The organism is Thiogranum longum, from assembly GCF_004339085.1.
GTDB lineage: Bacteria > Pseudomonadota > Gammaproteobacteria > DSM-19610 > DSM-19610 > Thiogranum > Thiogranum longum.
Window position 1 is genome coordinate 2,707,261 of sequence record NZ_SMFX01000001.1, and the last position, 24,768, is coordinate 2,732,028.

At 52.0% G+C, this 24,768-nt stretch carries 18 protein-coding genes; 6 read left to right on the forward strand and 12 right to left on the reverse strand.

What is annotated here, in order from left to right:
- Positions 1-35: 35 nt before the first annotated feature.
- The 10 genes from purH to DFR30_RS13235 form a co-directional block, all read right to left on the reverse strand.
- On the reverse strand, positions 36-1,598 hold the full coding sequence (gene purH, locus DFR30_RS13190; RefSeq protein ID WP_132973992.1) for a bifunctional phosphoribosylaminoimidazolecarboxamide formyltransferase/IMP cyclohydrolase: 1,563 nt from the start codon (positions 1,596-1,598) through the stop codon (positions 36-38).
- Positions 1,599-1,607: 9 nt separating this feature from the next.
- Positions 1,608-1,898 carry a DNA-binding transcriptional regulator Fis gene (gene fis / locus DFR30_RS13195; RefSeq protein WP_132973994.1) on the reverse strand — a complete coding sequence of 97 codons (291 nt, stop codon included), beginning with the start codon at positions 1,896-1,898 and terminating at the stop codon, positions 1,608-1,610.
- Positions 1,895-2,881: a tRNA dihydrouridine synthase DusB gene (gene dusB, locus DFR30_RS13200; protein WP_132974482.1), complete on the reverse strand. Its 987-nt coding sequence runs from the start codon at positions 2,879-2,881 to the stop codon at positions 1,895-1,897. The genes fis and dusB overlap by 4 nt, the downstream gene beginning before the upstream one ends.
- A 257-nt stretch (positions 2,882-3,138) precedes the next feature.
- A complete protein-coding gene (locus tag DFR30_RS13205; RefSeq protein WP_132973996.1) occupies positions 3,139-4,176 on the reverse strand; it encodes a DUF3426 domain-containing protein in 1,038 nt (345 codons plus the stop codon).
- Between the two features lie 27 nt (positions 4,177-4,203).
- Positions 4,204-5,085 (reverse strand): 50S ribosomal protein L11 methyltransferase, encoded by an 882-nt coding sequence (gene prmA, locus DFR30_RS13210; RefSeq protein WP_132973998.1) that lies wholly within the window; start codon positions 5,083-5,085, stop codon positions 4,204-4,206.
- 103 nt (positions 5,086-5,188) lie between these two features.
- Positions 5,189-6,529, reverse strand: a complete 1,341-nt coding sequence (gene accC / locus DFR30_RS13215; protein ID WP_132974000.1) for an acetyl-CoA carboxylase biotin carboxylase subunit — start codon at positions 6,527-6,529, stop codon at positions 5,189-5,191.
- A gap of 17 nt (positions 6,530-6,546) precedes the next feature.
- Positions 6,547-7,005, reverse strand: a complete 459-nt coding sequence (gene accB / locus DFR30_RS13220; RefSeq protein ID WP_132974002.1) for an acetyl-CoA carboxylase biotin carboxyl carrier protein — start codon at positions 7,003-7,005, stop codon at positions 6,547-6,549.
- A gap of 92 nt (positions 7,006-7,097) precedes the next feature.
- A complete protein-coding gene (gene aroQ / locus DFR30_RS13225; RefSeq protein ID WP_132974004.1) occupies positions 7,098-7,553 on the reverse strand; it encodes a type II 3-dehydroquinate dehydratase in 456 nt (151 codons plus the stop codon).
- A 114-nt stretch (positions 7,554-7,667) separates the two neighbouring features.
- A complete protein-coding gene (locus DFR30_RS13230; RefSeq protein WP_207891903.1) occupies positions 7,668-11,186 on the reverse strand; it encodes a DUF5011 domain-containing protein in 3,519 nt (1,172 codons plus the stop codon).
- Positions 11,187-11,253: 67 nt separating this feature from the next.
- On the reverse strand, positions 11,254-12,669 hold the full coding sequence (locus tag DFR30_RS13235) for an OmpP1/FadL family transporter (protein WP_132974008.1): 1,416 nt from the start codon (positions 12,667-12,669) through the stop codon (positions 11,254-11,256).
- Between the two features lie 723 nt (positions 12,670-13,392).
- Here DFR30_RS13235 and DFR30_RS13240 point away from each other — a divergent pair.
- Complete coding sequence (locus tag DFR30_RS13240) at positions 13,393-14,388, forward strand: VPLPA-CTERM sorting domain-containing protein (RefSeq protein ID WP_207891904.1); 996 nt, start codon at positions 13,393-13,395, stop codon at positions 14,386-14,388.
- A 91-nt stretch (positions 14,389-14,479) separates the two neighbouring features.
- On the opposite strand, the gene DFR30_RS13245 is transcribed toward DFR30_RS13240, so the two are convergent.
- Positions 14,480-16,198, reverse strand: a complete 1,719-nt coding sequence (locus tag DFR30_RS13245; RefSeq protein WP_132974010.1) for an O-linked N-acetylglucosamine transferase, SPINDLY family protein — start codon at positions 16,196-16,198, stop codon at positions 14,480-14,482.
- A 212-nt stretch (positions 16,199-16,410) separates the two neighbouring features.
- Between DFR30_RS13245 and DFR30_RS13250 the strand changes: the two genes are divergently transcribed.
- Entirely contained in the window at positions 16,411-17,358 is a 948-nt protein-coding gene (locus DFR30_RS13250; protein WP_207891905.1) for a hypothetical protein, read from the forward strand.
- Between the two features lie 18 nt (positions 17,359-17,376).
- Here the strand turns inward: DFR30_RS13250 and DFR30_RS13255 are convergent, their stop codons facing one another.
- Positions 17,377-19,104, reverse strand: coding sequence for a tetratricopeptide repeat-containing sulfotransferase family protein (locus DFR30_RS13255; protein ID WP_132974014.1), 1,728 nt, complete (start codon positions 19,102-19,104; stop codon positions 17,377-17,379).
- 262 nt (positions 19,105-19,366) lie between these two features.
- Between DFR30_RS13255 and DFR30_RS13260 the strand changes: the two genes are divergently transcribed.
- The 4 genes from DFR30_RS13260 to DFR30_RS13275 all read left to right on the forward strand — a co-directional run bounded on the left by DFR30_RS13260 (position 19,367) and on the right by DFR30_RS13275 (position 24,713).
- The gene (locus tag DFR30_RS13260) at positions 19,367-20,065 is read left to right on the forward strand and encodes a putative 2OG-Fe(II) oxygenase (protein ID WP_132974016.1); all 699 of its coding nucleotides are present in this window, start codon (positions 19,367-19,369) and stop codon (positions 20,063-20,065) included.
- Between the two features lie 421 nt (positions 20,066-20,486).
- The gene (locus DFR30_RS13265; protein ID WP_207891906.1) at positions 20,487-22,745 is read left to right on the forward strand and encodes a choice-of-anchor D domain-containing protein; all 2,259 of its coding nucleotides are present in this window, start codon (positions 20,487-20,489) and stop codon (positions 22,743-22,745) included.
- Between the two features lie 119 nt (positions 22,746-22,864).
- A complete protein-coding gene (locus tag DFR30_RS13270) occupies positions 22,865-23,434 on the forward strand; it encodes a polysaccharide biosynthesis/export family protein (RefSeq protein ID WP_243640740.1) in 570 nt (189 codons plus the stop codon).
- Between the two features lie 58 nt (positions 23,435-23,492).
- On the forward strand, positions 23,493-24,713 hold the full coding sequence (locus DFR30_RS13275; RefSeq protein WP_132974022.1) for a porin family protein: 1,221 nt from the start codon (positions 23,493-23,495) through the stop codon (positions 24,711-24,713).
- Positions 24,714-24,768 lie beyond the last annotated feature (55 nt).

Sequence of the window (24,768 nt, forward strand, 5' to 3'; positions counted from 1 at the left end):
GACGGAGATTGCCGCGCTGCGCTCGCAATGACAGGTTAGTGCCGGAAATGGCGCATGCCGGTAAACACCATGGCCATGCCGTGTTCGTTGGCGGCGGCGATAACCTCTTCATCGCGCATGGAACCGCCGGGCTGGATCACGGCGATGATGCCGGCCTCGGCCGCCTGGTCGATACCGTCACGAAACGGGAAGAAGGCATCCGAGGCCATGACCGAACCTTTTACCGTCAGACCGGCATGTTCAGCCTTGATACCGGCAATGCGCGCGCTGTTGATACGGCTCATCTGGCCGGCGCCGACACCGATCGTCATGTTGTCGTTGGCATAGACAATGGCGTTGGATTTCACAAACTTGGCAACACGCCAGGCAAACAGCAGGCTTTTCATCTCTTCATCATCCGGCGTGCGATCGGTCACTACGCGGGTGTCATTGAGTAACGCCAGGTCGGCATCCTGCACCAGCAGGCCACCATTAACCCGTTTGAAGTCGAGACGTGGTGCCGGCGTGGCAGGCCACTCGCCACAGCTCAGGACGCGCACGTTCTTCTTTTCCGCCAGCACCGGCAATGCGGCCTCGTCAACAGCAGGCGCCACGATGACTTCCACGAACTGGCGATCGACGATGGCCCGCGCCGTGTCGGCATCGAGTGTGCGGTTAAACGCAATAATTCCGCCAAAGGCCGATTCCGGGTCGGTCTTGTAGGCCCGGTCGTAGGCATCGAGCAGGTTTTCACCATAGGCCACACCACAGGGGTTGGCGTGCTTGACGATGACGCAGGCCGCACCTTCGTCGAACTGTTTGACACATTCCAGCGCGGCATCGGTATCGCCGACGTTGTTATAGGAGAGTTCCTTGCCCTGGATCTGTTTTGCCGTGGCAACACTGGCCCCGGACCCGGCATGCTCGACGAAAAATGCCGCTGACTGGTGCGGGTTCTCGCCGTAGCGCATGGTCTGCAGCTGGCGAAACTGCAGGCTGAGCGTCTGCGGGAAAGCACGCTTTTCACCGTCTTCACCCAGCGCGCCAAGGTAGTTGGCAATGGCACCGTCATAACGCGCCGTGTGCTCGAAGGTTTTTACCGCCAGCCGGAAACGGGTGGCGTCGCTCACTTCGCCGCCCCGGGCCGCCATCTCTTCCATCACACGCCCGTAATCGCCACTGTCGACAATCACGGTGACGGCGGCGTGATTCTTGGCAGCAGCACGAATCAATGTCGGGCCGCCAATGTCGATGTTCTCGATCGCCGTGGGCAAATCACAATCCGGGTTGGCCACGGTCTGCTCGAAGGGATAGAGGTTGACCACCACCATATCGATGGGGCCGATTCCGTGTTCCTGCATGACAGCGTCATCCGTACCGCGCCGGCCGAGAATGCCACCATGAATTTTCGGGTGCAGGGTTTTGACACGCCCGGCCATCATTTCCGGGAAGCCGGTGTAGTCCGACACCTCGATCACCGGTACACCACGCTCTGCCAGTAAACTGGCCGTACCACCGGTCGACAGAATTTCGACGCCCGCCTGGTGCAATTGCTGTGCAAACTCAACGATGCCGGTTTTGTCCGACACACTGATCAGCGCGCGCTGAATGACTGCCATGATGTATTCCTAGAGTAAGCCGTACAATTTCAATTTCTTGCGCAGGGTACTGCGGTTGATCCCCAGCACCTCGGCTGCACGCGTCTGGTTACTGCGCACCTGCTGCATAACGCTTTCCAGCATGGCTTGCTCGACCTGGCCAATGACCATGTCGTAAATCCCTTCGGCATCGTGTCCGTCGAGATCCTTGAAGTAGATTTCCAGTGCGGATTGCACGCAGGCACGCAACGGCTGGCTGCGACGCTCGCGTGTTGGCAGCGACGCAGCAACGGCCGCGCCTTCGCGGATCACGGCACTCATGCCGCAAGCTCCTGCTTTTCTGCCAGCCGGTCGAAAAAGGCGTGCGTCTTGCGCAGTTGCTCGTCGAGCGACTCGACGCGGTTGATTGATGCCCTGAATGCGGCACCACCCGGCTGCCGTTTGCTGTACCAGGCAATATGTTTACGTGCCACACGCACGCCGGTGTACTCCCCGTAAAATGCATATAAATTATTGAGATGCTCTATCATGACAGCACGTATTTCCTCCACCCCGGGCGCTTCCAACACTTCACCCGTCAGCAAAAAATGTTCAACTTCACGAAAGATCCACGGACGTCCCTGTGCCGCGCGGCCAATCATGACTGCATCCGCGCCGGTGTACTCCAGTATCTTCCTGGCTTTTTGCGGGCTGTCGATATCGCCGTTGGCGATAACCGGCAGTCCGGTTTGCTGCTTGACGCAACGAATGGTGTCGTACTCCGCTTCACCGGAATAACCACAGGCGCGGGTGCGGCCATGCACGGCAAGCGACTGAATACCGGCCTGTTCTGCGATCTTCGCAATGCTCAGTGCATTACGGTTCTCCGGCTCCCAGCCGGTACGGATTTTCAGCGTGACCGGCACGTTGACGGCCGCGACCACCGCATCGAGAATCCGCGCTACCAGGTCTTCCTGCTGCAACAGCGCAGAGCCGGCCATGACATTGCAGACTTTTTTCGCCGGGCAGCCCATGTTGATGTCGATGATCTGCGCACCGCGTTCAACATTGAAGCGTGCCGCGTTAGCCATCAACTGTGGGTCGGCGCCGGCTATCTGGACAATGCGCGGTTCGACCTCGCCACTGTGATCCATTCGCCGCAGCGTTTGTTTGCTGCCCCACAACGCCGAATTGGCCGATACCATTTCAGAAACCGCCATACCCGCGCCGAGTTTTTTACACAGTTGGCGGAAGGGCCGATCTGTTACTCCCGCCATGGGCGCCAGCACTAACGGGTTACGCAACTTGTACGGACCAATCTGCATACAGCGCACGTGCTCCTTGATGACGGTTTTCAGCGAAAGGGCTGCCAATCATACGCGCACTTTTCAACGGGGAAAAGCACTGAAATGATTTTTTTGAGGTGGCCCGAAAATTGCCGGAACCCCTATTTTTAAGCGATTTGCTGGGAGTCAAGTCTTGACAGGCGGATTAAAGGATGTATTTAACGGACAAGTATTGACTTACACGTCATTGCCGCGCTGCGCTCGCAATGATGACGGGGGAATGAATAATGTCTTGTCTAGAGAAAATCGAACTGGAACGACACGGCGCGGTTACCCGGGTCTATAATCTCCAGCATCACGCGTGTCTGCTGCCCCGGCGCCATACCTCGCGAGGGATCAACTTCCTTAAGGTATTCATCCGGTAAAAACCGGCGCACGGCAACCGGGGTACCGGAAACATCGGAAAAGGCGACTTCGAAAACCGGGTAACTCTGTGCAAAATCAGCGCGATTGATAAACGTGGCATTCACCAGCAACGCATCATTGACGTTCGGGTGGTTACGAATTTCACGTTCGATAATTTCCAGCCTGGCCGTTTCGTGACGTAACGGCAAATCACAACCCAGGACAGAACAAGCCGTTTCGAGATACGGTCGAAAAGCCGGGATAGCGGACAAACGGTAGCGTTCGGCCCATACATACTGACCGAGTAGTAACACGGTCAGAAACAGTGCAGCGGCGATGGCGCCCCAGGATGTGCGCGCACCGTCAGTTCCGGTATCAAACATCAGTGCTGCTGCATGCGCTTCGCCAGTTTGTTCACTGGCGCTCGCGGCAGATACAAACTCGGCAGACACCGGCGCCGCATAGGTGTCCCTGTCAGCCCCGGGGCCAGCGCCTGGACGCCCGATCGCAATATCAACGAGATCGGCTGTTGGCTCCTTCTGTTCACGAGAAACCGGCTGGTCTGTCTGGACCGCTTCAGGAATGGCGCTGGCGACCGGCGCATAGCGGTCAGGCACATCGGCCTGCGTTTCCGCATCGGGCTCAACCGCGTCAGCTTCGATGCGCGAATCTTCTACCGGTTCGTCAGCATCGGTTGCCGGAACTTCATCCAGCGCACGATCCACCAGGTCGTCGATTTCCTGGCTGACAGCACTCAACTGCTGTTCGGCAAATTCCAGCGCCTGCTGCGGATCATCGAACAGCGCAGCGGTCGCATCAAAAACGGTATGACAGTTTCCGCAGCGCACACGGCCGCCGGCCATGCGCAGCTGGTCAGCAGTGATCGGATAAACGGTTTTACAGGCTGGGCAGGCAGCGTACATACGCATTAACAGACCACAGGACAGGGGTGGCGGTCAAATTCTTTCACCTTGCAGGCGCACCCAGCCCTCTTTACCGATTGTGTCGGACAGTCGAAACCAGGGCGCATAGGCCTCGCGCACGGCATCGGCCTGGTCAGCAAGGATACCGGACAACACGATGTTTCCCCCGCATCGAACCCGTCCGGCCAGGTCAGGGGCCAGCTTGATCAGCGGATTAGCAAGAATGTTGGCAAGTAACAGATCGAAGGCTTGTTCCGGTAACTGTGCCGGAAACAGGGTGTGCAGCCTGTCATCAACCGCATTACGCGCAGCATTGTCCCGCGTCGACAGGAGCGCCTGTTCATCGATATCGACAGCCCACAATGCTGCAGCTCCCAGTTTCAGCGCAGCAACTGCCAGGATACCCGAACCGCTACCGTAATCGAGCACAGCCTGGTCCCGCGGCGGGTTGGCATCCAGCCATTCAAGACACAGTGCAGTGGTGGCATGCGTGCCGGTACCGAATGCCAGCCCGGGATCAAGATTAACAATCACCGGCTTCTCACCCTGCGGCGGTAACTTGCCCGCCGGACAAACCCAGAGACGCTCACCAAACTGCATGGGATGGAACTGGTCGAGCCAGACCCGTTCCCAGTCCTGGTCTTCCAGCAGGCTTCTGCCCAGACGCTTTACAGCCGCGGCCCCGAAATCCTGGCGTAATTGTGCGCTTAAGGTATCCGCATCGGCGTCTGCTTCGAACATCGCCGTAAGCCGCGTGGCAGACCACAGTGGCGTGGTGCCGGGATCCGGTTCGAACAGGGGCTGGTCGGCGGCATCGACCAGCGTGACCGACACCGCCCCGCGCTGCTCGAACCAGTCGCTGAGCGTTTCTACGTCGAGGTCGCCGGCTTCGAGAGTGAGTTGTAGCCAGGGCATGATAGTTGGGAGATTGCTTCGCTACGCTCAAAGAACCCTTACAGGGTTCATTATGAGTACCTCACCCTCTGGGTCGAGGCATCGCAATGACGTGGCTGGCAAATTACAGACCGAGCTTCTTCTCCAGGTAGTGGATATCGGTACCACCGGCCAGGAAGGCTGCATCGCTGCAGATATCCTGGTGCAACGGGATATTGGTCTTGATGCCGTCGATCACGATTTCCGCCAGCGCACCGCGCATACGCGCCATGGCCGAAGCACGGTCATCCCCGTGGGCAATGAGCTTGGCGATCATTGAATCGTAATACGGCGGTACGTTGTACCCATTGTATATATGAGTGTCGACGCGGATACCCGGACCACCCGGCGCATGGTACTGGGTGATAGGACCGGGGGATGGCAGGAAATTGACCGGGTCTTCCGCATTGATGCGGCACTCCACGGCGTGGCCGGTCCAGCTGATGTCTTCCTGTTTGTAAGTCAGACCCTCGCCGGCAGCAATACGCAGTTGTTCCTTGACGATGTCCACGCCGGTGACCATTTCGGTGACCGGGTGCTCGACCTGTACGCGGGTGTTCATTTCGATGAAATAGAACTCGTCGTTTTCGTACAGGAACTCGAAGGTACCTGCACCGCGGTAGTTGATACGGCGGCACGCTTCGGCACAGCGTTCGCCCATTTCCAGGCGGCGCTCCAGGCTGATGCCGGGCGCCGGCGCTTCTTCCACGACTTTTTGATGGCGGCGCTGCATGGAGCAGTCGCGCTCGCCGAGGTGAATGGCGCCACCTTCTCCATCGGCGATTACCTGGAATTCCACGTGGCGCGGTTTTTCCAGGAATTTCTCCATGTACACTGTGCCGTCACCGAAAGCCGTTAGTGCCTCGGTGCGGGTCAGGGCGACGGCATTGAGCAGGTTGGCTTCGGCATGCACCACGCGCATACCGCGTCCGCCACCACCGGCAGCCGCTTTTATAATGATGGGGTAACCGATGCTGCGCGCCATTTTGATATTGGCTTCGTCCTCATCGCCGAGTGGCCCGTCACTGCCCGGCACACAGGGTACGCCGGCTTCTTTCATGGCACGGATGGCGGCAACCTTGTCACCCATGGTGCGGATCGTGTCGGCACGTGGACCGATGAAGATATAGCCGCTTTTTTCCACCTGCTCGGCAAAATCGGCATTCTCGGACAGGAACCCGTAGCCGGGGTGAATAGCAACGGCGTCGGTGACTTCGGCCGCGGCAATCAGGACCGGGACATTGAGGTAACTGTCCACCGACGGCGCAGGACCGATACACACCGATTCATCGGCCAGCAGCACGTGCTTGAGACTGCGGTCTGCTTCGGAATGGACCGCAACGGTCTTGATATCCAGCTCGCGGCAAGCGCGCAGGATTCGCAGGGCAATTTCGCCACGGTTGGCGATAACAACTTTATCCAGCATACGTCTTCGCCAAACCGTTATTCGATGACAAACAGCGGCTGGCCGAATTCTACCGGCTCCGCGTTCTCGACCAGGATCGCCTTGATGACACCGGTCTTGTCCGCCTCGATCTGGTTGAGCATCTTCATGGCTTCGATGATACACAGGGTGTCACCAAGCTGGACGCTCTGCCCGACTTCGACAAAAGCTGAAGCACCCGGTGAAGCGGCGCGGTAGAAGGTACCGACCATCGGCGACTTGACGATGTGCCCGGCAGGAATATTGTCTGCCTCATCGCCACCCGCAGGCTCGGGCGTTGCGGCCGGTGCCGCTGCAGGCGCCGGGGCGGCAGCCAGGGCGACCGGCGCCGCGGCAACCGGTGCATTGGCGGCATAACGGCTGATACGCACCGATTCCTCGCCTTCGTGAATCTCGATTTCCGCCACGCCGGATTCTTCCAGCAGCTCGATCAGTTTTTTGACTTTGCGAATATCCATCCAGAAACGTTCCACAGGTCATGAATTTGCGCGGCAGTATACCGCTACTTGCGGTGAAATGTTAGCGAAAATCCGCGAAATCCGCTGAAAGATCAGCTTTTGCTGTTTTTGTCGCCGAGATACGACAGGGCCGCCTGAAGGGCCAGTTCGTAGCCGATGGGCCCCAGACCGGTAATGACACCGACGGCGATATCGGAGAAATAGGATTTCTTGCGGAAGTCGTCACGGGCGTGGACGTTTGAGAGGTGGACTTCGATGAACGGGATCTTTACGCCCAGCAGGGCATCGCGCAGGGCGACGCTGGTGTGAGTGAAGGCGGCGGGGTTGATGATGATGAAAGTAATATTTTCTTGAGCGGCAGCATGGATACGATCAATCAACTCACTTTCAGAATTTGACTGAAATACCTGCAAATCCACTTCAGCTTTTTTTGCATACTCCAACAAATGACTATTAAGCTCTTCGAGTGTGGCTAGCCCGTACTTCGCAGGTTCGCGTGTACCAAGCAAATTCAGGTTGGGGCCGTTAAGAGTAAGCAGTTTATCCATTTTCTTCATGTCATATCTGCGATTTTCAAAACAAGCCTTTAGCAAAACTGGAGAAGCGCAACCCATTCCAGGTTGCGCTTCTCCGGCTATCTATTCACCACCCAAGCTATATTCTTAATGCCTGGATCGCCTCATATGAGCATGGAACCCTAGCAAACCGAGCAACATAGCCAACAACCACCAGTCGCCACGTTGCCTCGGATCAATTGGTGCAGTTACAACGGTGCACCCACTTGCACTACCCAGACTTGTACTTGGCGATGCAAACACTGGTGTAGCTGGCACGCCTGCCCCTCCAGGATCGTACACGATACCGTTAGCCGGGTTTGCTGCAGAATCCATATCATTAGCACCACCATCCACAATGGTTAACCTGATACATTCATCACCTGCCACCAGGCCCAGCGTATCATCATATGACGCACTGGATTCATCGGGACAGAGTCCACCTGCAATCTTGCCGGCAGAAGCGATTGCATTACCTGCACCGACCCCAAAATCGACCCACGTACCAGCGCTCTGATTGTACTTCCGGTAAACACTACCTCCAGGGAGTGGTTCAGACAAGGGCAACACCACCATAACAGAGCCACCCGGGGATACACCCGAAACCTGGAAGTCAAAACACCCGCCAATACAACTCTCTTCGACTCCACTGTCTGAAGGCAAATCAGTACTGGGTATGCTCCCACCGAAAATTCCGGCAATATAAGCGTTATTCCCAACGCTTAGACTGGTTCCGGGACTGGATATAATACTTCCCAATGTGGCATCGCCTGCATCCACCAGCAGGCTATTTGCCGGGCCACTATCGTCCACGCTATCCGGAATACCGTCATTATCACTGTCATCCAGACCGACAGAAGGTACGCTAGCGACCACTTCGAGTATCAAGCTGCCAGTCGCCTCACTGGAAAGCCCGGAATCAATAGTGACACCCACAGAATAAAACCCGGGGGCCACACTGGCCGGATCAAAGCTCAAAGAAGACGTAGTAACCGTGGCACCTCCATCAAGCGCGTCGTCCGTGGCACTCCAGTCAAATGTCGTACCAATATCAGTTGATACAGTAACTATACCGTCGGTAACAAGCACCGCTCTTCGTGTAGCGCCATTTTGAATCGCGCCAAGGATCGGCGCCCGCACACCAGCTGCAGGCTGAATAGGCGGATTGAAATCCAGGTTGAAGTTGGCATGGAAGCCTATAAACGGCCCATCAACCATTGGCACACCCGAGAAGTTATTCCCATTAGCGTCAATAGATACAAGGTTGAAGATCCGGCCTGTTACACCCAGAAACCCGGATGGACTGGTAAACGCACCATCAATATTCCACAGGTTGACTACATCAATATTACTCGTGGTACTCCAGTCAAACAGAATATGAGCGCCCAACTGATTCGGCCCCACATCCAGCGTAAGAACGCGCCCCTCCGGTTTATCAAGATCAGTAACCGGACAGTCAGTTATACCTGCCTGAATCTGGGCCGGAGTACAGTCAACATCGAACTGGTACGAGCCAGGACCAAATACACGTATGTTATGCGCCGTCCACACTGAACCCTCATAAGGTGTCGGCGTTGCCGTTGCAAGAGTCATGTTGAAGTTAGAATCACTGACCGAGGTATTGAACGTACCATCCCAGGTTGCGACGATATCATTAGCGCCGTTCTGAAAATCACCCGTAGGAGTCAACATCGTGAAATTACTGTCAACCGCCGAGAAGAAACCGGCACCCTGCACAATAACATTTCGAGTAACAGATGCCGTATTTCCGTCAGTGTCAGTACAGGAATACACAGCCTCGTAAGTACCTGGCTGCGTTACATCAACATTACTGGCTACACTTACGACCGGGGCAGTAGCATCTTGCGCATCGCTACAGACAGCCCCTGGATTATTAGGATCAAACGTATCACCCACATTCAGGTTAACTGTCTGATTGCCCTGCAACACAATTGCTGGTGCTGACGGCTGCACTTCTACCGTACGACTGGCAGTTGCAGGATTCCCGGATGCATCGGAAACGCTATAGGTCACAAGGTAGGTCGAAGGTACTGATGTGTCTACGGTATTAACTACTGTCAACGCCGGCAAACCGACATCACACCCGTCAGTCGCAGTAGCCCCGGCATCTGTGTAAACACTGCCCTCCTCAATAGCTACTGAGGCCGCTCCATTAAGAGAGATAACTGGAGCACTGGTATCAACCACAGTCACCACACGATCTACTGTCGTAGTGCCGCCGCCTCCTGTGTCCGTACAACTCCATGTCACTGACTGCACGCCCAGAGTACTTACGTTCAGAGCCGATGTGTCCAGGAAGAAATCTGCCGGCGCAGTAATGGGGTTCAACAAAGCATCTGTACAACTGGCTCCGGCATCTGTATAAGCCACGCCACATTCCTGCGTTACGGAGGCGTTGCCACTCAAGGTAATGATCGGGGCACCCGCTGCGACCACTTGAACATTCAGCACGCCCTCGGAGCCATTATCAGCATTCGCATTAGCAGACAAGTCGCTACAATTATAGGTGACTGTATAGTTACCCGCTGCACCCGTAAGCACACCGTTCGTAATAGAACAATCAGTCGCAACATCAAGCGTACCATCGACAACGTCCACTACCGTAATAGTAACCCCCGGCGGTGCCAGTGGATCAAATGCATCCCCCTGATTAATGGAAATCGAATTAGGGCTAAGGGTAACCACCGGTGGCGTGGTGTCAGTGAATGCAGTAAGCATCATGGTGCGTACGTCAAAATTTGCACCGAATCCGGGGAATGGGCCGTTGTCCATGGCTATACCTGATAACCCGTCAATGTGGCGATTAACCGGCGGAATTGGATTGCCTGGGCCATCCGGATCCACCGACTCCTGCGCAAATGGATTCCCATCCACCGTCGCAAGCAATATCGGACCGCCAGACACGTCCGTGGTTAAACCAAACGCACTCGCATCCGGTACCAGGGTGCCGTCAGCGGGGTTTATCCATTCAGTTGCACCTGCAGCAGGATCGTCGAGCGCAATAGTACAAACGCCAAAGGTGATGTCAACACAACGTGATTCATAGTCAGGTGCAATAGCCCCCGCACCAGCAACAACACTGCTTCCGACGCCTCCGGCAAGCCCCATATCGCTGGTAAGAAATCCGCCCGCATTCCAGATGATCTCAACAACAATATTATTTGTACCATTCCAGTCAAACAATAAATCGCCTTTCAGAAGATCCCCCGGACCGTTTGAAATACCAGAGCTGTCTCCGTTAAACCCATGCCCGTCACCAATAGCGATAAAGGTGGCATCGTGCGCCACTGCAGGGCCGCCGCCAAAGAAATTGAATGCGTCAATCGCAATATCGCCACTACCGCCCCCCCCGTTCACGAGATCATCGCTGCCTGTCCGGTAAGTGAAAGTACCAGTAACTTCCGTCTGGTTCCCCTTCGTGGGATTACCAGCCACATCGGTATTCACAAGCGTGACGTTCGCCGGATTGATCATGGTGAACGTGCCAGTCCAGTCGTAAACCTGCACGTCCGCCCTCGCGGGACCAACCGCAGCGGCACTCAGCGCAGTCAAAACTGCTGCAGCCAGGATTCTTTTTTTAGTTTTAAAACATTGAGCAGAATGCATGAAATAATCCTCCAACATAATATTTTCGCAGCTCTCACATACCCCTGATACCGGGATGACGGCTACTTTACATCTTGTAAGCGAAGCTTATACCAACAGAATACTGGTACATAGATATCGCTGCGTTATCCACAGGCGCTGTAGCACCTGCTGGCGGGAAACGGGTCGGACCTTTCAGGGTGTTCTTGAAGGCGTGCATAAAGTTAGCCGACCATTCCATGTTTTTGTTTGGCGCATAACTTGCACCCAAAGTTATATGGTGCTCCACAGTGGCGGGAGCCAATAAGTTGAATAACAGCTGTGAATTTTCATCAATGGGTGATTTACCGTAATTGTAACCCGCCCGGAATGCCCATTTGCTGTTGTACTGATAATTTACACCCAGCTTGTAGACCCACTGATCCTGCCAACCGAAACCAAGCCCTTTGTCACCACCAAGCTTACATTCCGCTGGTTCATTGCCAGTCGCCAGCAACGCGTCTTTACACGCCTGGTCCGGATTAAAGAAAGACGGGTCCAGTGTCGGGCCAGGATTTCCGACAGACCTGACGGAGCTATAAAGAATGTGCTGCACATCCGCAGCAACCGTCACGGCATCAGTTGCCTTGAATGCCAGCCCGAACGCAAAGTGTTCCGGGATATCAAAGCTTCCTTGTTCAGCAAACAGATTTTTGTATTTTTTGAACCTAGTCATATAAACGCGTGAGGCGTAATTGGCTCCCAGGCTAAGTCGTTGATTAAAAAACTTACCCAGCCAGCCCAGCCGGATACCTGCACCGTAGGACCAGTCGTTACCTTCACCCGAGACATTGCTGTTGCTGCCCGCAAATCCCAGGCTTTCAAATGCGCCAAGACCATATGCACGGAACTGCTGCACACCTATCGCGAGTGAAGCCCCCACCGAATGCTGTTTGTTAATTTTATACGCTGCGCTGGGCAACATCTGCATTTGCATCAACGAGACACCCACGGTGGTGGAATCCGCATTACAGGCAAAGTTAAAGAAATAACTGTTATTGACCCCGGCAGGAACACCGCTGCTATCTCCGTTGATACAACCAGTCGTCCCCGGAACCACCTGCTGGTAACGTGTACCCAGTCCGGCGCCGATAGCTGCCATGCCTATCGTCATGCGACGATTAAATTTGTAAATACCGCCCATATTGGGGATCAGAAACAGATTGGAACCACTCACCTCATCCGCGGGTAACAGAGCGCTATTGTGGGATGCGGCCCGTCTCGGAACAAAAAATTCACCACCGACATCAACGCGCATCGTATCCATTTTTACATCGGTCATGGTAGCGGGATTGGCCGCCGCAGCCAGACCATCAGTGCCGTAGGCTACGCCCGTTCCGCCCATACCGCGGGACTTCGCCCCAAACCCGATAAGGAAATACCCATTGGTGGCAAATGCAGCCGCAGGTGCTAAAATCAAAAAAACACAAAACGGTACAGACAAGCGCCTGAATAGCACTTTCATAGTTCAACTCCTCCAGTGTTGCTTGGATACCAAAACAACAAAATATTATTTGTATTTAGCTTGTCAACCACCACTGCATACGTACTTTGAGCAGCAGCTGACACAACATCACATTCAAAATCGAACCACATTCAGGCGAGATATATATACCTTCTTTAAAGAATATGGCCACGTGTATTTCGACTGAGTCACACGATATGCTTGTCGTAATGACGGCGCCATCATCACTGGCGGACTTTATTTTGTCAAGGATACATTTGCCGCAATAATCCATCACAGCATTGAAGTTTAAAGAGACAAATACGATTCTTTAGAACCTGCAACAGGATGTCGATTTATTTAACAACCCCCAACCCTTTTGTTTCTGATGCTGATCTTCAAGTAACTAGTTGTTTGTAAATTGTATTGGACAAGCAGATGCACGCTGAATACAACTTGGCACCGTCGATCAACTTTACATTCCTTGGTTTGCGCTCGATCTTGCATAGGGCCACTCCGAACTCAACAGATTGATAAACATGTATTTTTATTAGCTGGCCTGAATATTGCCTTCACTCTGGATGCCAAGTAGTCGTTTGGGGAGGCCTAGAAGCCAGAAAACCATACAAGCAATTTGGCAATTAAATTCAAGTCTGTAACAAGTACTTGTTAGCGGTCTAAAAACTTTATGTATTTTGGCCACCTTAAATTACTTCCTTATGAATCGTTGGAGGATTTATGAAAATGAATAAAACTGCCCTTAGCGCAGCTTTGGTACTGGCAATGGGCGCCGGGAGCGCTCAAGCTGATATCGTTAAATTTGACTGGACTGGCACCTTTACCATGATCAACCCGAATGACCAGACACTGGTCAACTCGGATTTTGCTGGCAACAGTACAAAAGGCAAACAAACCGAGATCACTGGTACCATGGTATTCAACACCAGTCAGACTGATTCGCAGTCAACGACCTTTGACGGCAGCACTGTGACCTATGGCCCCGGCGCTGGCGCTGCGACTGTAAACACATTTGACTTCTTCGGTGGCGGCCCTGCAGTCGCCCACGACATCACCATGCAGGCGATTGGCGATGGCAGTGGTGCAGGACCAGGCACCCTGGTAGCCGGCACTATGCTGTTTGACTGGAATGGCACTCAAAACATTTTTGTGGAAATCGTTCTGGATGCAGCCGGTTTCTTCACAGCTGACATGACAGGCGTTGGCATCGGCGATGCACTAACCATGGGGCCGGGCGCTGTTGCTCCGGACTATGAATCACGCTGTATCGACGTATCGTTTGGTGTTTGTACTATCGCACTCGATGATCCTGCCGGAGGTGCCACTTCGTGGGTAGATGAGACCAGCGGTAACGTTGTAAACGATGCATCTGCATTCGGTCAGACAACACTCATAACCGGCGGTCCACGCTTTATGGCTACAGTTGATGGCAACCCGTTTGCATCAGAAAATGTAACCATTACTCAGCCTGGTGCAGACGGTATTTTGGGTACAGCCGATGATATCGTATTTACCGGCAACCGCCACCAGGACGGCCTTTCAGGCATCCGCATGGACAATGGTCCGTTCCCGGGTTTCAATGCCAACTTCGATGTTGCCACTATGAGCCTGTCCGGATTTGAACCCGCACCTTCTGCTGTTCCGGTTCCGGCAGCAGTCTGGCTGTTTGGTTCTGGCCTGGTAGGACTGGTTGGCGTAGCACGTCGTCGCAAGTCTGCCTGAACACCGGAAGACAAGTAAGAGTAAGCAGAGCGGGTGGCCATTTGGCCACCCGTTTTTTTATGTACCAGAAATAATATACCCTAAGGCGACCTTAAGCTTGGGATATCCCCTCAGCCACAGTTTCCCACATATCGCGATAAGCTGATTCGATCTGCCGGGCAAACTGTTTCCCGTCGCAAAGGTGTGAAGTTGCCATGCGCTCCCTCAACCCTGCTCTGAGCACACCAAGCGTTTTAGTATCGCGAGCCAATGCGGTTGCACAGGCCCTGTATTGTTCAGCACCATGTGTAATGAACTGATCCAGACCTAACTGCGACAGCAGGCTCACGCCGACTCGTCCTGCATGCGCCTGTCCCGCCAGTGTAATTACTGGCACACCCATCCAGATTGCCTGGCAGGTCGTTGTAGTACCATTATAGAGAAACGTATCCAGCGCAATATCTACCTTGTTATAAGTGGACATGTGCTGGCCCATATTGGGAATCCAGCCAATTAACTCCAGACGCTCCCGCCCAATACCATGGCCCTCAAACAAGCTGTAAAAATACTCGCGGGTTACTGCATCGCTTAGCGGGCGGTTCTTCAATACCAGATGTGACCCCGGTACCGCGCAAAGAATTTCTGACCATAGCTCTAAAACCTCCGGAGTAATCTTGGCCAGGTTATTGAACGATCCAAAGGTAATGTATCCATTTACCTGACAGGGTGACGGAGTGAGTGGCGGTGAAGCCGGACTACCTTGCAAGGGGTTGTAACATAGAAAACCGCCGGGAAGGCGTACCAGCGCCTCGGTATGTAAATGCTCGGTCTGCCCGGGGGGGTCTGCCCAGGCATCAGTGAAACGATAACCCATTGCCGACAAGCCGGTCGTATTGGGATACCCGAGGTAACTGACCTGCACCGGCGCCACTTTTCGGGCAAATACAGACAACCGGTTGCGCGCAGTATGACCGGCCAGATCAACCAGTATATCGATTTGGTCACGTCTGACCAGATCAGCCACTTCGTCATCTGTCATTAGCTGAATATCGCGCCACACGTGCGCCACTGTATGCAATTGCGTGGTTATCGCGTCTGGCTTCAGGACATCAGAGTAGCAAAATGTCCTAACATTGGCTGGATCATGATTCGCCAGAAGATTTACGATAAAAAAGAACACCGGGTGCGCACAGAAATCCGGCGATACATAGCCAATGCGTAACGGCCGCTTATCTGCTGCCAGATCATTTTTTACACTGGCCGCAGGGACAGACTGTCTCTCCCTTGCCTGCCCCCACTGCACGTGCGCATGAAAAACTTCTTCTACATCCTGCTGACAGTAGTTTAAAGCGCTTAACAGACATGAGCGCGCACCCATCGCCTCCGGCTTTATAGAAAGGACCTGGCGCAACAGGGGGATCGCATCGGTCACACGCCCCTGCTTCATCATGGCTGAGGCCAGCTTGTGAATAAGGGTTACGTTGGTCGGTTCGATTGAAAGTGCACGCTCGTAGCAACCTATGGATTCCCCAAGCTTTCCTGTCGAATCAAGCAATTCGCCCAAAGTCATCATTGCATGAGCGCTATCCGGAGTGATGGCTACAGCTTTCCTGAGACACTTTTCAGCTTCCTGTAACGAACCAAGCGCTATATGAGTTTTTCCTAACAGATACCACGCCTCGCCATCTCCCGGGCTGATTTTGCATATTCTTTCATACAGTAACCGGGCTTTTTTAAAGTGCCCAGCCTGAAACGCTGCAGCAGCCTTTAGTTTAATCTGCCGTTTCCTTGACCGGGCATGATTACCGGCCCGGATATTTTTCTTCGCCATCAATCAAACTCTCTTAAATCCGCAAGTTACGGGGCTGGCAAGCTGCCACCAATGAGAATAGCACCAAACAGAATACTTTCACTATATTAGAATATTGTAGTCTTATTATTCTTGATAGAGGAGGTTAGAAAATTCACGCCTTAACGTGTGATTCCTTCACTTCTGCTCTACAATTACCTATCTGTTCGTTTTACCCATGGAGATGAACTCTAATGCAAAAAAAATCACACCTCCAGCTCCCCCGCCTTTTTATTATCTGCTGCTCTATCGCACTTCTTTTGTCCGGGTGCTCTGGAATAGAAACATTCCCGACATCTGCAAGAGCGGGTGACACTATTGCCCTGGCAACAGGATGGAAGCAGGGATATACACGAAAGAATATCAGCGTCACCATAAATTCTTCAGATGGCGCCGTGTACACCTATAGCCCCGGTGACCCGGCAATACGTGCTGCAGTAAATTTCTACCCTGATCCTGTTTCCTGGATGGCTGTGGGCGGCGTCATCGGAAGTGATGGCGGGACAAAATACGGCGAGGCCGCCTCTTACGCCGATGTCATTGAACAATATCATACTGGAGATGACCCGGACTGGTGGCAGACAGTAGTGTTTCTCGATTTACCGTCCGGACTCAGCACCGGGACGGCGCAGGTAACTATAACGAGTCTGTCGGGCGCCTCTTATGGCCCTGTGCCGGTAAATATTATTGATGCAGGAATTGGCCAGGCATTCCAGTTCAACACCGACCCACTGGGTGCAGGCGGAGTATTCCCACTATCCGAAAGCCATCTGGAAGCAATGGAACGCAGTACTCACTATACCGTTGCCTTTTCTGGCACGACATTACCGGCCGCAGTCGAGCTTGAACTACAACATGACGCGGATTCTTTACATGGTGGCGTCGGGAGAGCCTTTGTTGCCAACCCTGCCGGTGACAGAAAAACCATCAACTGGAAAGATGACGGTCAATTCCTGCGCATAATAGTTCTTGGAGCCGGGACAACAGAGCTGGTACCCGGGGCAACTGAATCGACGTTAGATCGGTGGGATGCCTTAAAACTTTACGTAACCGGCGGTATTCAGAACTTGCAGATAAACTCAGTTAAGGGTTTCGATGCGCAGGGCGCACAAATAACGGGCGTAACTGCGGCCCTTCAATAAGAAACGCGGGCAATCATTCTATGCATATCCAAATTGTTTTATAAACGGATCAAGAATTGGCAATACCGCCTGGATTTCATCGCTATAATTCCGATATTTGCCAATGGCATGGGTATAGACAGGTTCGGCAACACCCTCATAACTGGGGGTAGAGATATAGCGCTGACCGGAGTTCTGGAAGTAATCGAGAACAGATTCATCCCACTCCTCACCAAGAAAGTCCAGTACACGACTTACAACAGCGGGCATTTCCGCAACGAGGTCTTCATACCGAAGCTCCATCCATTTTACAGGTAATGTTTCCCGGTATTTCATCCAGAGCGACATAACATCAGCATACAATAACGCAGTATTTTTAATATCCAGGAAATGCGCCATCGCCTGGTTCGGCACAAACGATTGCGTAAAACAACTCAGACAGACATCACGCGGATCACGAATAAGTACGACAATAGAAGCAGTCGGAAACAGGCGATAAATCAGGCCTAAATCCACGATATTAAGCGGAAGCTTATCAACGAAACACCTGTCACCGATTTTTGCACCCACATGGCTTTCAACGAGCTGCCAGTACTCTTCCACCAGTACCTCGATATTTTCAGGAGTCAGACCCGGGACAGACTCCGGGTAACTTGTATCTGATTGCATTATTTCTGGTATTTTGTCGATGAGTTGCTGGAGAAAAGGAGCCTCATCGCTTGATATCACATTTGGATGGGCCGCCAGAATCTGTTCCGTAAGTGTTGTACCCGACCTTGGGAAACCCACCAGAAACACAGGCGCTCGATCACATGCTTCCAGTTGAGGCTGTGACCGCTCCTGCTCCCCGATATGCGTTAACAATCCGGAGTAACTACTGACTCGATCCTTGAATGCGTCAGCACTCAATTGAGTACTGGATATAACATCCGTCCAGACCTGATTTGCTCTGGAAAAGGCATCAAAAGCATCACTGTAGATTTCCAGCCCCTCCAGCACCCTCCCAAGTTCGTTGTAAGCCTGCGCCTTGTCGACAGGCCGCGCCGCCAACTCAATCGACCTGGTCGCTAACGCTCTCGCCTCATGCAATTTCCCGACACGTCTGTTTATCCTGGAAAGCAGCAGAGTCGCTGCATAAGATTCGGGATGCAGGCTCAAAGACAACTCAGCGTGAGTTGCCGCCTGATCAAGATCGTGCATTTTTTCAAGCAAACTGGCGAGATTCAAATTCGCCAAAAATGACTTTGGATCAGACGCAATAGCCGCCTGATATGATGACATAGCTTCCTCAGGTCGCTTTAGTTTTCGCAGCGCATTACCTAAATTAATATGCGCTTCAGTCAGGTCAGGCCTCTGTTTAAGAGCGGCTTTATAGTAATGTTCGGCATTGCTGAAGTCGCCCACCGTAGCATAAGCGAGCGCCAGATTATAAAGGGCGCCGAGGTGATTCTTCTCACGATCCAGTGCCTTGTTAAGGGCGATGATCGCCTCTGGGTATCGACCCCGCGCCTGTAACAAATAGCCAAGATTATTACAGCTATCTGCATTTAGCACCCCTATTTCAAGCGCCTGGTTATAGTCAACTATGGCTGCATCGAAATCACGTAGCGCCGTATGTACATTTGCAGCAAGCACCCATAGCTCAATATCCCTGGTGTCCGACTTGCATGCCTGTTCGAGTAGCTGCCTGGCCTTGCCCAGCTCTTTTCTATGGATACAGTCTTTAATCGATTGCTTGATTTGTTGCAGCGATGAATTTTTCTGCATGTTATTACCTTAGAATGGATACAATCTATATTTTCATTTTATATCAACCGGATAACTTTACCTTGCAGTAAGCGCCTAGTAAATTACATCTACCTAAAGCCATTTAAGCATGTTAACTTTAACACGTGAGTTCAATTTTCAACCACCAACGCAGGCAAGCTTTTTAAATCATATAATACTTACGATTCGATCGTCAGTTTTCTTGCCTGAACCCAACGCCTCATATTTTTCCTGACTCAGGCTATTAAGAGCGAGATATTACTTGAAAGAACTACCAAATAAAGGCCAGTTCACAGTCACTTTCCCTATGGGGCTTCTATTGCGTCACTACTCAGGTGAAAAGGTAAACCAGTTAAACAAAGATCTGGCTGAACTGATACTGGAGATGGAGGATAAATCCCGGGCGGACATGAAGCCTACTGCAACCCAGGGTGGGTTCCATACCAGCCCCGCGTTCGTCAATCGCAAGGATCCCGTGGTTACCAGGTTCCGTGAAAAAGTGCTTATTCCAGGCGTACAGCACTACATGGCCAATTATTACAATTTAATGGGCGTACCCCCCACTACACTCACACCGGATAAGCTAAGCCTCCAGGGCTGGGCCAATGTCATGCGCGCTGGCGAGTGGAATGCACCACACAATCACATCACGCCAAACTTCCGCCTAAGCGCAGTTTATTATGTACGAACACCGGATAGCCCACCACCGGAAGGCGCGCTGCAACTCGATAACCCGAACCAGATCAGCAGCCAGCACGGCACTTACGGCCACGCTAAATTTTACCCGCACGCGGGCGATCTAGTGATTTTTCCTTGCTATCAGGTACATTTCTCCCACCCATTCACGGGGTCAGGCGAACGTATTTTAATTGCCAACGATATTCGAGTACACGACCGGTTTGATGAGATCCGACATAATAACTACAACTGCATGCTCGTGGACAGCAAGACGTTAAGGTAACCGAGCTACCCACCAGGCATTAACGTGGCCGGAAACTACAAGCCGAGTCTCTTTGTGGCAGGAATATATATTTTGAATCTACACGAATCAGCTACTATATTTGACGGGATTATTTACATAGGTATTTATTGCTAATTCGCATCTATTCTATCGCCAATTTATTGTTATTCAGTACTTTTATAACCATCATGGCATGGTCAGTTCGTCGAATTTATTTACATTAACACTTCCACGCAACCATCCAAAACGTTAGTATTCAATGTGTTAAATACAGGCATATTACTTGCTAATTATGTAACCAATCGCGTTTTGACCATATACCGGACAGCCAATAGCAATTATGTATAGCTACTACAACCATCTACGTTCCGCACTCATATTCTTTGCTGCTATTTCAACTGCACACGCATCTGTAGTCCGCATGAGTATCGCCTTTGGTGATCAACCGGCCAACGACATCTATATCGAGTTATTCGATTTCGCCGCACCCATTACCGTTAGCAATTTCCTGAACTATGTTGAAAATACCAGTGGCGAAAAACGCTATGACGGTAGTTTTATACACCGCAGCATTCCCGGGTTCGTTATACAGGGCGGCGGATTTTCATACGACCCCGGCCTGGGCGATTTCGGAACGACCTCTGCGCCGCACATAATTACAGATCCTCCAATAACGAATGAGTTTGACAGCTCGCGCTCTAATGTACGCGGAACAATCGCCATGGCGAAAATTGACGGCGATGCTAATAGCGCAACATCAGAATGGTTCTTTAACCTGGTCGATAACGCTGCAGACCTTGACTCTCAAAACGGTGGTTTTACTGTTTTTGGACAGGTGCTCAGCAACGGAATGGATCTTATCGACTCAATTGCAGGGCTAGCAACCGAAAACCTCGGTGGCACTTTCCAGGATCTTCCGGTGTTTAATTATACCTCGGGAAGCCCTGTCACAGCCGCCAACCTGGTCACAGTGAACACAACAAGCTCACCATACCCGCCTCCTTTTTTTATTACCCCCGCACCGCTGGATTTTGGATTACGTGTAATCAATACTGGGCCAGTTGAACAAACAGTCACCATCCAGAACATAAGCAATAAAAATCTTTCCTTTGGATTAATTAGTGGTTTGGATGTGCTTGTACCGCCATATTCCATTGCAGCTGATAGCTGCTCTAGTCAGATTATTACACCATCCTCTTTTTGCACCCTGCAGATAAGCTATACCCCCACAACACCAGGGCTATCTGAAGATACCATCAACATCCCTTCTGATGACCCAACAAACCCGAGCATTGTCTTTAGCGTTTCTGGTAGCGGTGCACCTACAACAGCCAGCCTTGAAACTAATCCAGTTTCATTGATCGACTTCGGCAGCGTTGACATCGCCGGCACTGCGGATCAACAGATTACTATACGCAATGTCGGCGGCGGCATCCTGCAGCCGGGCGCAATAGAATTTTCAGGTGCCAATGCTTCTTTGTTTACCATAGATGCCAGCACCAGTAACTGTGAGGGTGCTCAATTAGCCTTTACGGAAAGCTGTTCATTCACGGTACGATTGACTCCTGATACCGTAGGCCCTAAAAGTGCAACGTTACTTATCAATGCTTCGCCCAATGGACAACTTAACCAGCTAGGTCTCATCGGCGATGTAATTCTTCCACAGCCTGATTTACTAATATCAGAGTCCATAATTGACGTCGGGGATACACAGGCAGGCACACCAAAAACAGCCACTGTCACGCTCGCAAACGCAGGGACTCTGGACTTGATATTTACAGACATCAGCATATCAGGCACAGATGCTGAAAATTTCACATCAACGAATAACTGTAATCTATTGGCACCCGATGAGTTTTGTCAGGAACTAATCACCTTCACCTCTTCCACTACAGGAACAAGTTCGGCCACACTACAAGTATCGACCAATGACCCAGACACACCTGTTTCCACTGTTCCTATAATCGCAACATCAAGTACTGATAGTGACGGGGTTCCCGATGATATCGAGGCTGCCGGCCCAAATCGTGGTGACGGGAACCAGGATGGTACTCCTGATAGTCAACAAGCTAACGTTACCACCCTGTTAGATTTAAATGGAAACTATGTCACTGTAGCGGCAGACCCAGGCACACAGTTTCTCGGTGTTAGCATTGACCCTAACCCTGCACCGGAAACGACACCAACGGCTGGCGGAACAACAATAACTTTCCCCAATGGCTTTGTTAGCTTCTTACTCGATGGTATCCCGGTAGGTAGCAATACCGCCATATCGATTTTTCTTCCCACAAACAATCCATCGGTGAACAGTTATTTTAAATATGGATGGATCCCCGGCGACAATCCCCTAATTGTTTCCAAGCACTGGTATCAATTTGATTTCGATGGACGTACAGGTGCTGAAATACAGGAGAACCAGATCATCCTGCATTTTGTAGATGGTGGGTTCGGAGATGCCGATTTAACTCCAAATGGCAGAATTTTTGATCCCGGGGGCCCTGCAAGCATCAATCTTGGCAGCAGCTCCAGCTCCAGCGGTGGCGGATGCAGCCTCACCACGCCAAGAAACAAGGCTTCGCGTCCAATAGACATGGTGGTATTGCTTGTCTTAGCGGTGGTGCTACGACTTCTCCGGAAGCGCTATGCCACGTTCGAAAACACGCACCATAAGCTACCTTGACCGTTACACGGCCATCTGTTCCAATATCGCGACTCCCTCGCAGGATCGCTAGTTAACGCACAATTATAGATGAGACCATGAAATCAAATTCTGAAAGGTTATCAAACAGGTATGGGTTCTTGCGGCAATTTGTCCGGCACCTGTTAGTACCATTCCTTTTATGCATGGGCGCCAACGCAACCGCCGCTGAACACACTGATGGAGCAACTTCTTATCAGATTCAGCCGGGCGATGTCCTACGCATTTCGGTTTGGCGGGAAGAAAACCTGATTTCGGACGTCATTGTCAGACCTGATGGGAAAATAACCTTCCCACTGGCAGGAGAGGTTGATGCAGCAGGGGGCAGTGTTGAATCGTTACGTAACGAGATTATGGCTCGACTTCAAAAATTTATTCCAGACCCCGTCGTGACTGTTTCAGTAACGCAACTACTTGGCAACAAGGTTTATATCATAGGCAAGGTTAACCGGCCGGGCGAATTCCCGATGGTGCGCAATGTCGATGTAATGCAGGCATTGAGCATGGCAGGTGGAACATCTACGTATGCAGCACTCAACAAAATCAAAATCCTCCGAAGGAAAAACGGCTCGCTTATGGCCATCCCATTTGAGTACGGAGAAGTGGAAAAAGGCAAGAACCTGGATCAGAATATTATTTTACACGCCGGCGATGTCGTAGTTGTGCCCTAAAAGCTTGTCAGGCTCTCGCGACGTAATAATCAAAATTATATTAATAAAGGCATTTGCAATGCGAGCGACGTTTCGCAATATAACAGCTGGTTTGATTATAATTAGCAACGCGGGAACAGTCTTTGGTGCTGAATGGAAAATTGACCCCACCCTGCGCCTTCGTACCGGCTATAACGACAACCTACGCCTGAGCACCAACAACGAAATATCTACTGCAGAGGCCACCTTCAGTCCGGACGCAGTCTTCAGCGTCACGACACCCACGTCTGGCGCAAGCGGCAAAGTAGGCTTTGATTTTCGCCGATATGAAGAAGACAGCGATCTTGACGACAACAATACACGTCTTGACCTGAATACATTCCATAATATGGAGCGCTCTCGCCTGGGTCTGGATCTTGGCTTTATCAAGGACACTACGCTTGACAGTCAGCTCGAAGCAACCGGCCTGGCCTTCGATCGAATACCCCGGCGACGCATTACCGTCAGTCCGAACTGGAGCTACTCATTCAATGAGCGCACCCGGCTAAGCGCCAGCTATGGTTATACGGATGTCGAATACAACAACAGTAGCAACACCGCCTTTGTAAACTACAATCTGAATAGTGGCCAACTGGCACTAAACCGTGTGCTCAATGAAAAGACGACCGCCTCCCTGACGTTATCGGGAAGCAAGTCCAGCAACGACAACGACATTGAATCAGTCAATGCTAACCTGCAAGGCGGTGTCTCGTATCGATATAGTGAAACCCTATCGGCATCACTGTTCATCGGCGTTAGACGAACTGAAGTCGATTTTTCACAAACCAGCCAGATACCCATTTTTTCCGGCAACACCATCATCGGCTTTGTACCGCTGACTCAGGACATATCCAACAGCGACTGGGGTTCGACCTACAGCGCCAGCATCGACAAAGCTTTTCTGCTTGGCAACATCGGCCTCTCCGCCTCCCGCGATATCAGCAACGATATTAACGGACAGCCCATCGAAACGACCCGCGTGCGCGCCACCAGCCTCTATAGATTCAGTGAAATACTGTCAGCCAACCTGAACCTGGCGTTTTTCAACAGCCAATCCAGCAATAATGTCGGTAACAGCCTGAACCGCAATTACTACGAGATTGAACCCACATTCACTTGGGCAATGAAAAAATTCTGGAGTTTATCCGGCAGTTACCGCTACAGAAAGCAGACTTTTGATGACATCAAGGATGACGCGACGCAGAACGCCGCGTATTTGACGCTGGCCTACCGCTGGCCTAAAATCGCTGTTTCCCGCTAGTGGCCTGTGTTTGGGGGAGGGTCATGTGTGCGTTGTCGCAGTTCCCCTGGCGCGA

Excerpts from the sequence above, each read along its gene's own strand:
- purH (WP_132973992.1), bottom strand. The coding sequence starts at position 1,598 with ATGGCAGTCATTCAGCGCGCGCTGATCAGTGTGTCGGACAAAACCGGC.
- fis (WP_132973994.1), bottom strand. The coding sequence starts at position 1,898 with ATGAGTGCCGTGATCCGCGAAGGCGCGGCCGTTGCTGCGTCGCTGCCA.
- dusB (WP_132974482.1), bottom strand. The coding sequence starts at position 2,881 with ATGCAGATTGGTCCGTACAAGTTGCGTAACCCGTTAGTGCTGGCGCCC.
- DFR30_RS13205 (WP_132973996.1), bottom strand. The coding sequence starts at position 4,176 with ATGCGTATGTACGCTGCCTGCCCAGCCTGTAAAACCGTTTATCCGATC.
- prmA (WP_132973998.1), bottom strand. The coding sequence starts at position 5,085 with ATGCCCTGGCTACAACTCACTCTCGAAGCCGGCGACCTCGACGTAGAA.
- accC (WP_132974000.1), bottom strand. The coding sequence starts at position 6,529 with ATGCTGGATAAAGTTGTTATCGCCAACCGTGGCGAAATTGCCCTGCGA.
- accB (WP_132974002.1), bottom strand. The coding sequence starts at position 7,005 with ATGGATATTCGCAAAGTCAAAAAACTGATCGAGCTGCTGGAAGAATCC.
- aroQ (WP_132974004.1), bottom strand. The coding sequence starts at position 7,553 with ATGGATAAACTGCTTACTCTTAACGGCCCCAACCTGAATTTGCTTGGT.
- DFR30_RS13230 (WP_207891903.1), bottom strand. The coding sequence starts at position 11,186 with ATGCATTCTGCTCAATGTTTTAAAACTAAAAAAAGAATCCTGGCTGCA.
- DFR30_RS13235 (WP_132974008.1), bottom strand. The coding sequence starts at position 12,669 with ATGAAAGTGCTATTCAGGCGCTTGTCTGTACCGTTTTGTGTTTTTTTG.
- DFR30_RS13240 (WP_207891904.1), top strand. The coding sequence starts at position 13,393 with ATGAATAAAACTGCCCTTAGCGCAGCTTTGGTACTGGCAATGGGCGCC.
- DFR30_RS13245 (WP_132974010.1), bottom strand. The coding sequence starts at position 16,198 with ATGGCGAAGAAAAATATCCGGGCCGGTAATCATGCCCGGTCAAGGAAA.
- DFR30_RS13250 (WP_207891905.1), top strand. The coding sequence starts at position 16,411 with ATGCAAAAAAAATCACACCTCCAGCTCCCCCGCCTTTTTATTATCTGC.
- DFR30_RS13255 (WP_132974014.1), bottom strand. The coding sequence starts at position 19,104 with ATGCAGAAAAATTCATCGCTGCAACAAATCAAGCAATCGATTAAAGAC.
- DFR30_RS13265 (WP_207891906.1), top strand. The coding sequence starts at position 20,487 with ATGAGTATCGCCTTTGGTGATCAACCGGCCAACGACATCTATATCGAG.
- DFR30_RS13275 (WP_132974022.1), top strand. The coding sequence starts at position 23,493 with ATGCGAGCGACGTTTCGCAATATAACAGCTGGTTTGATTATAATTAGC.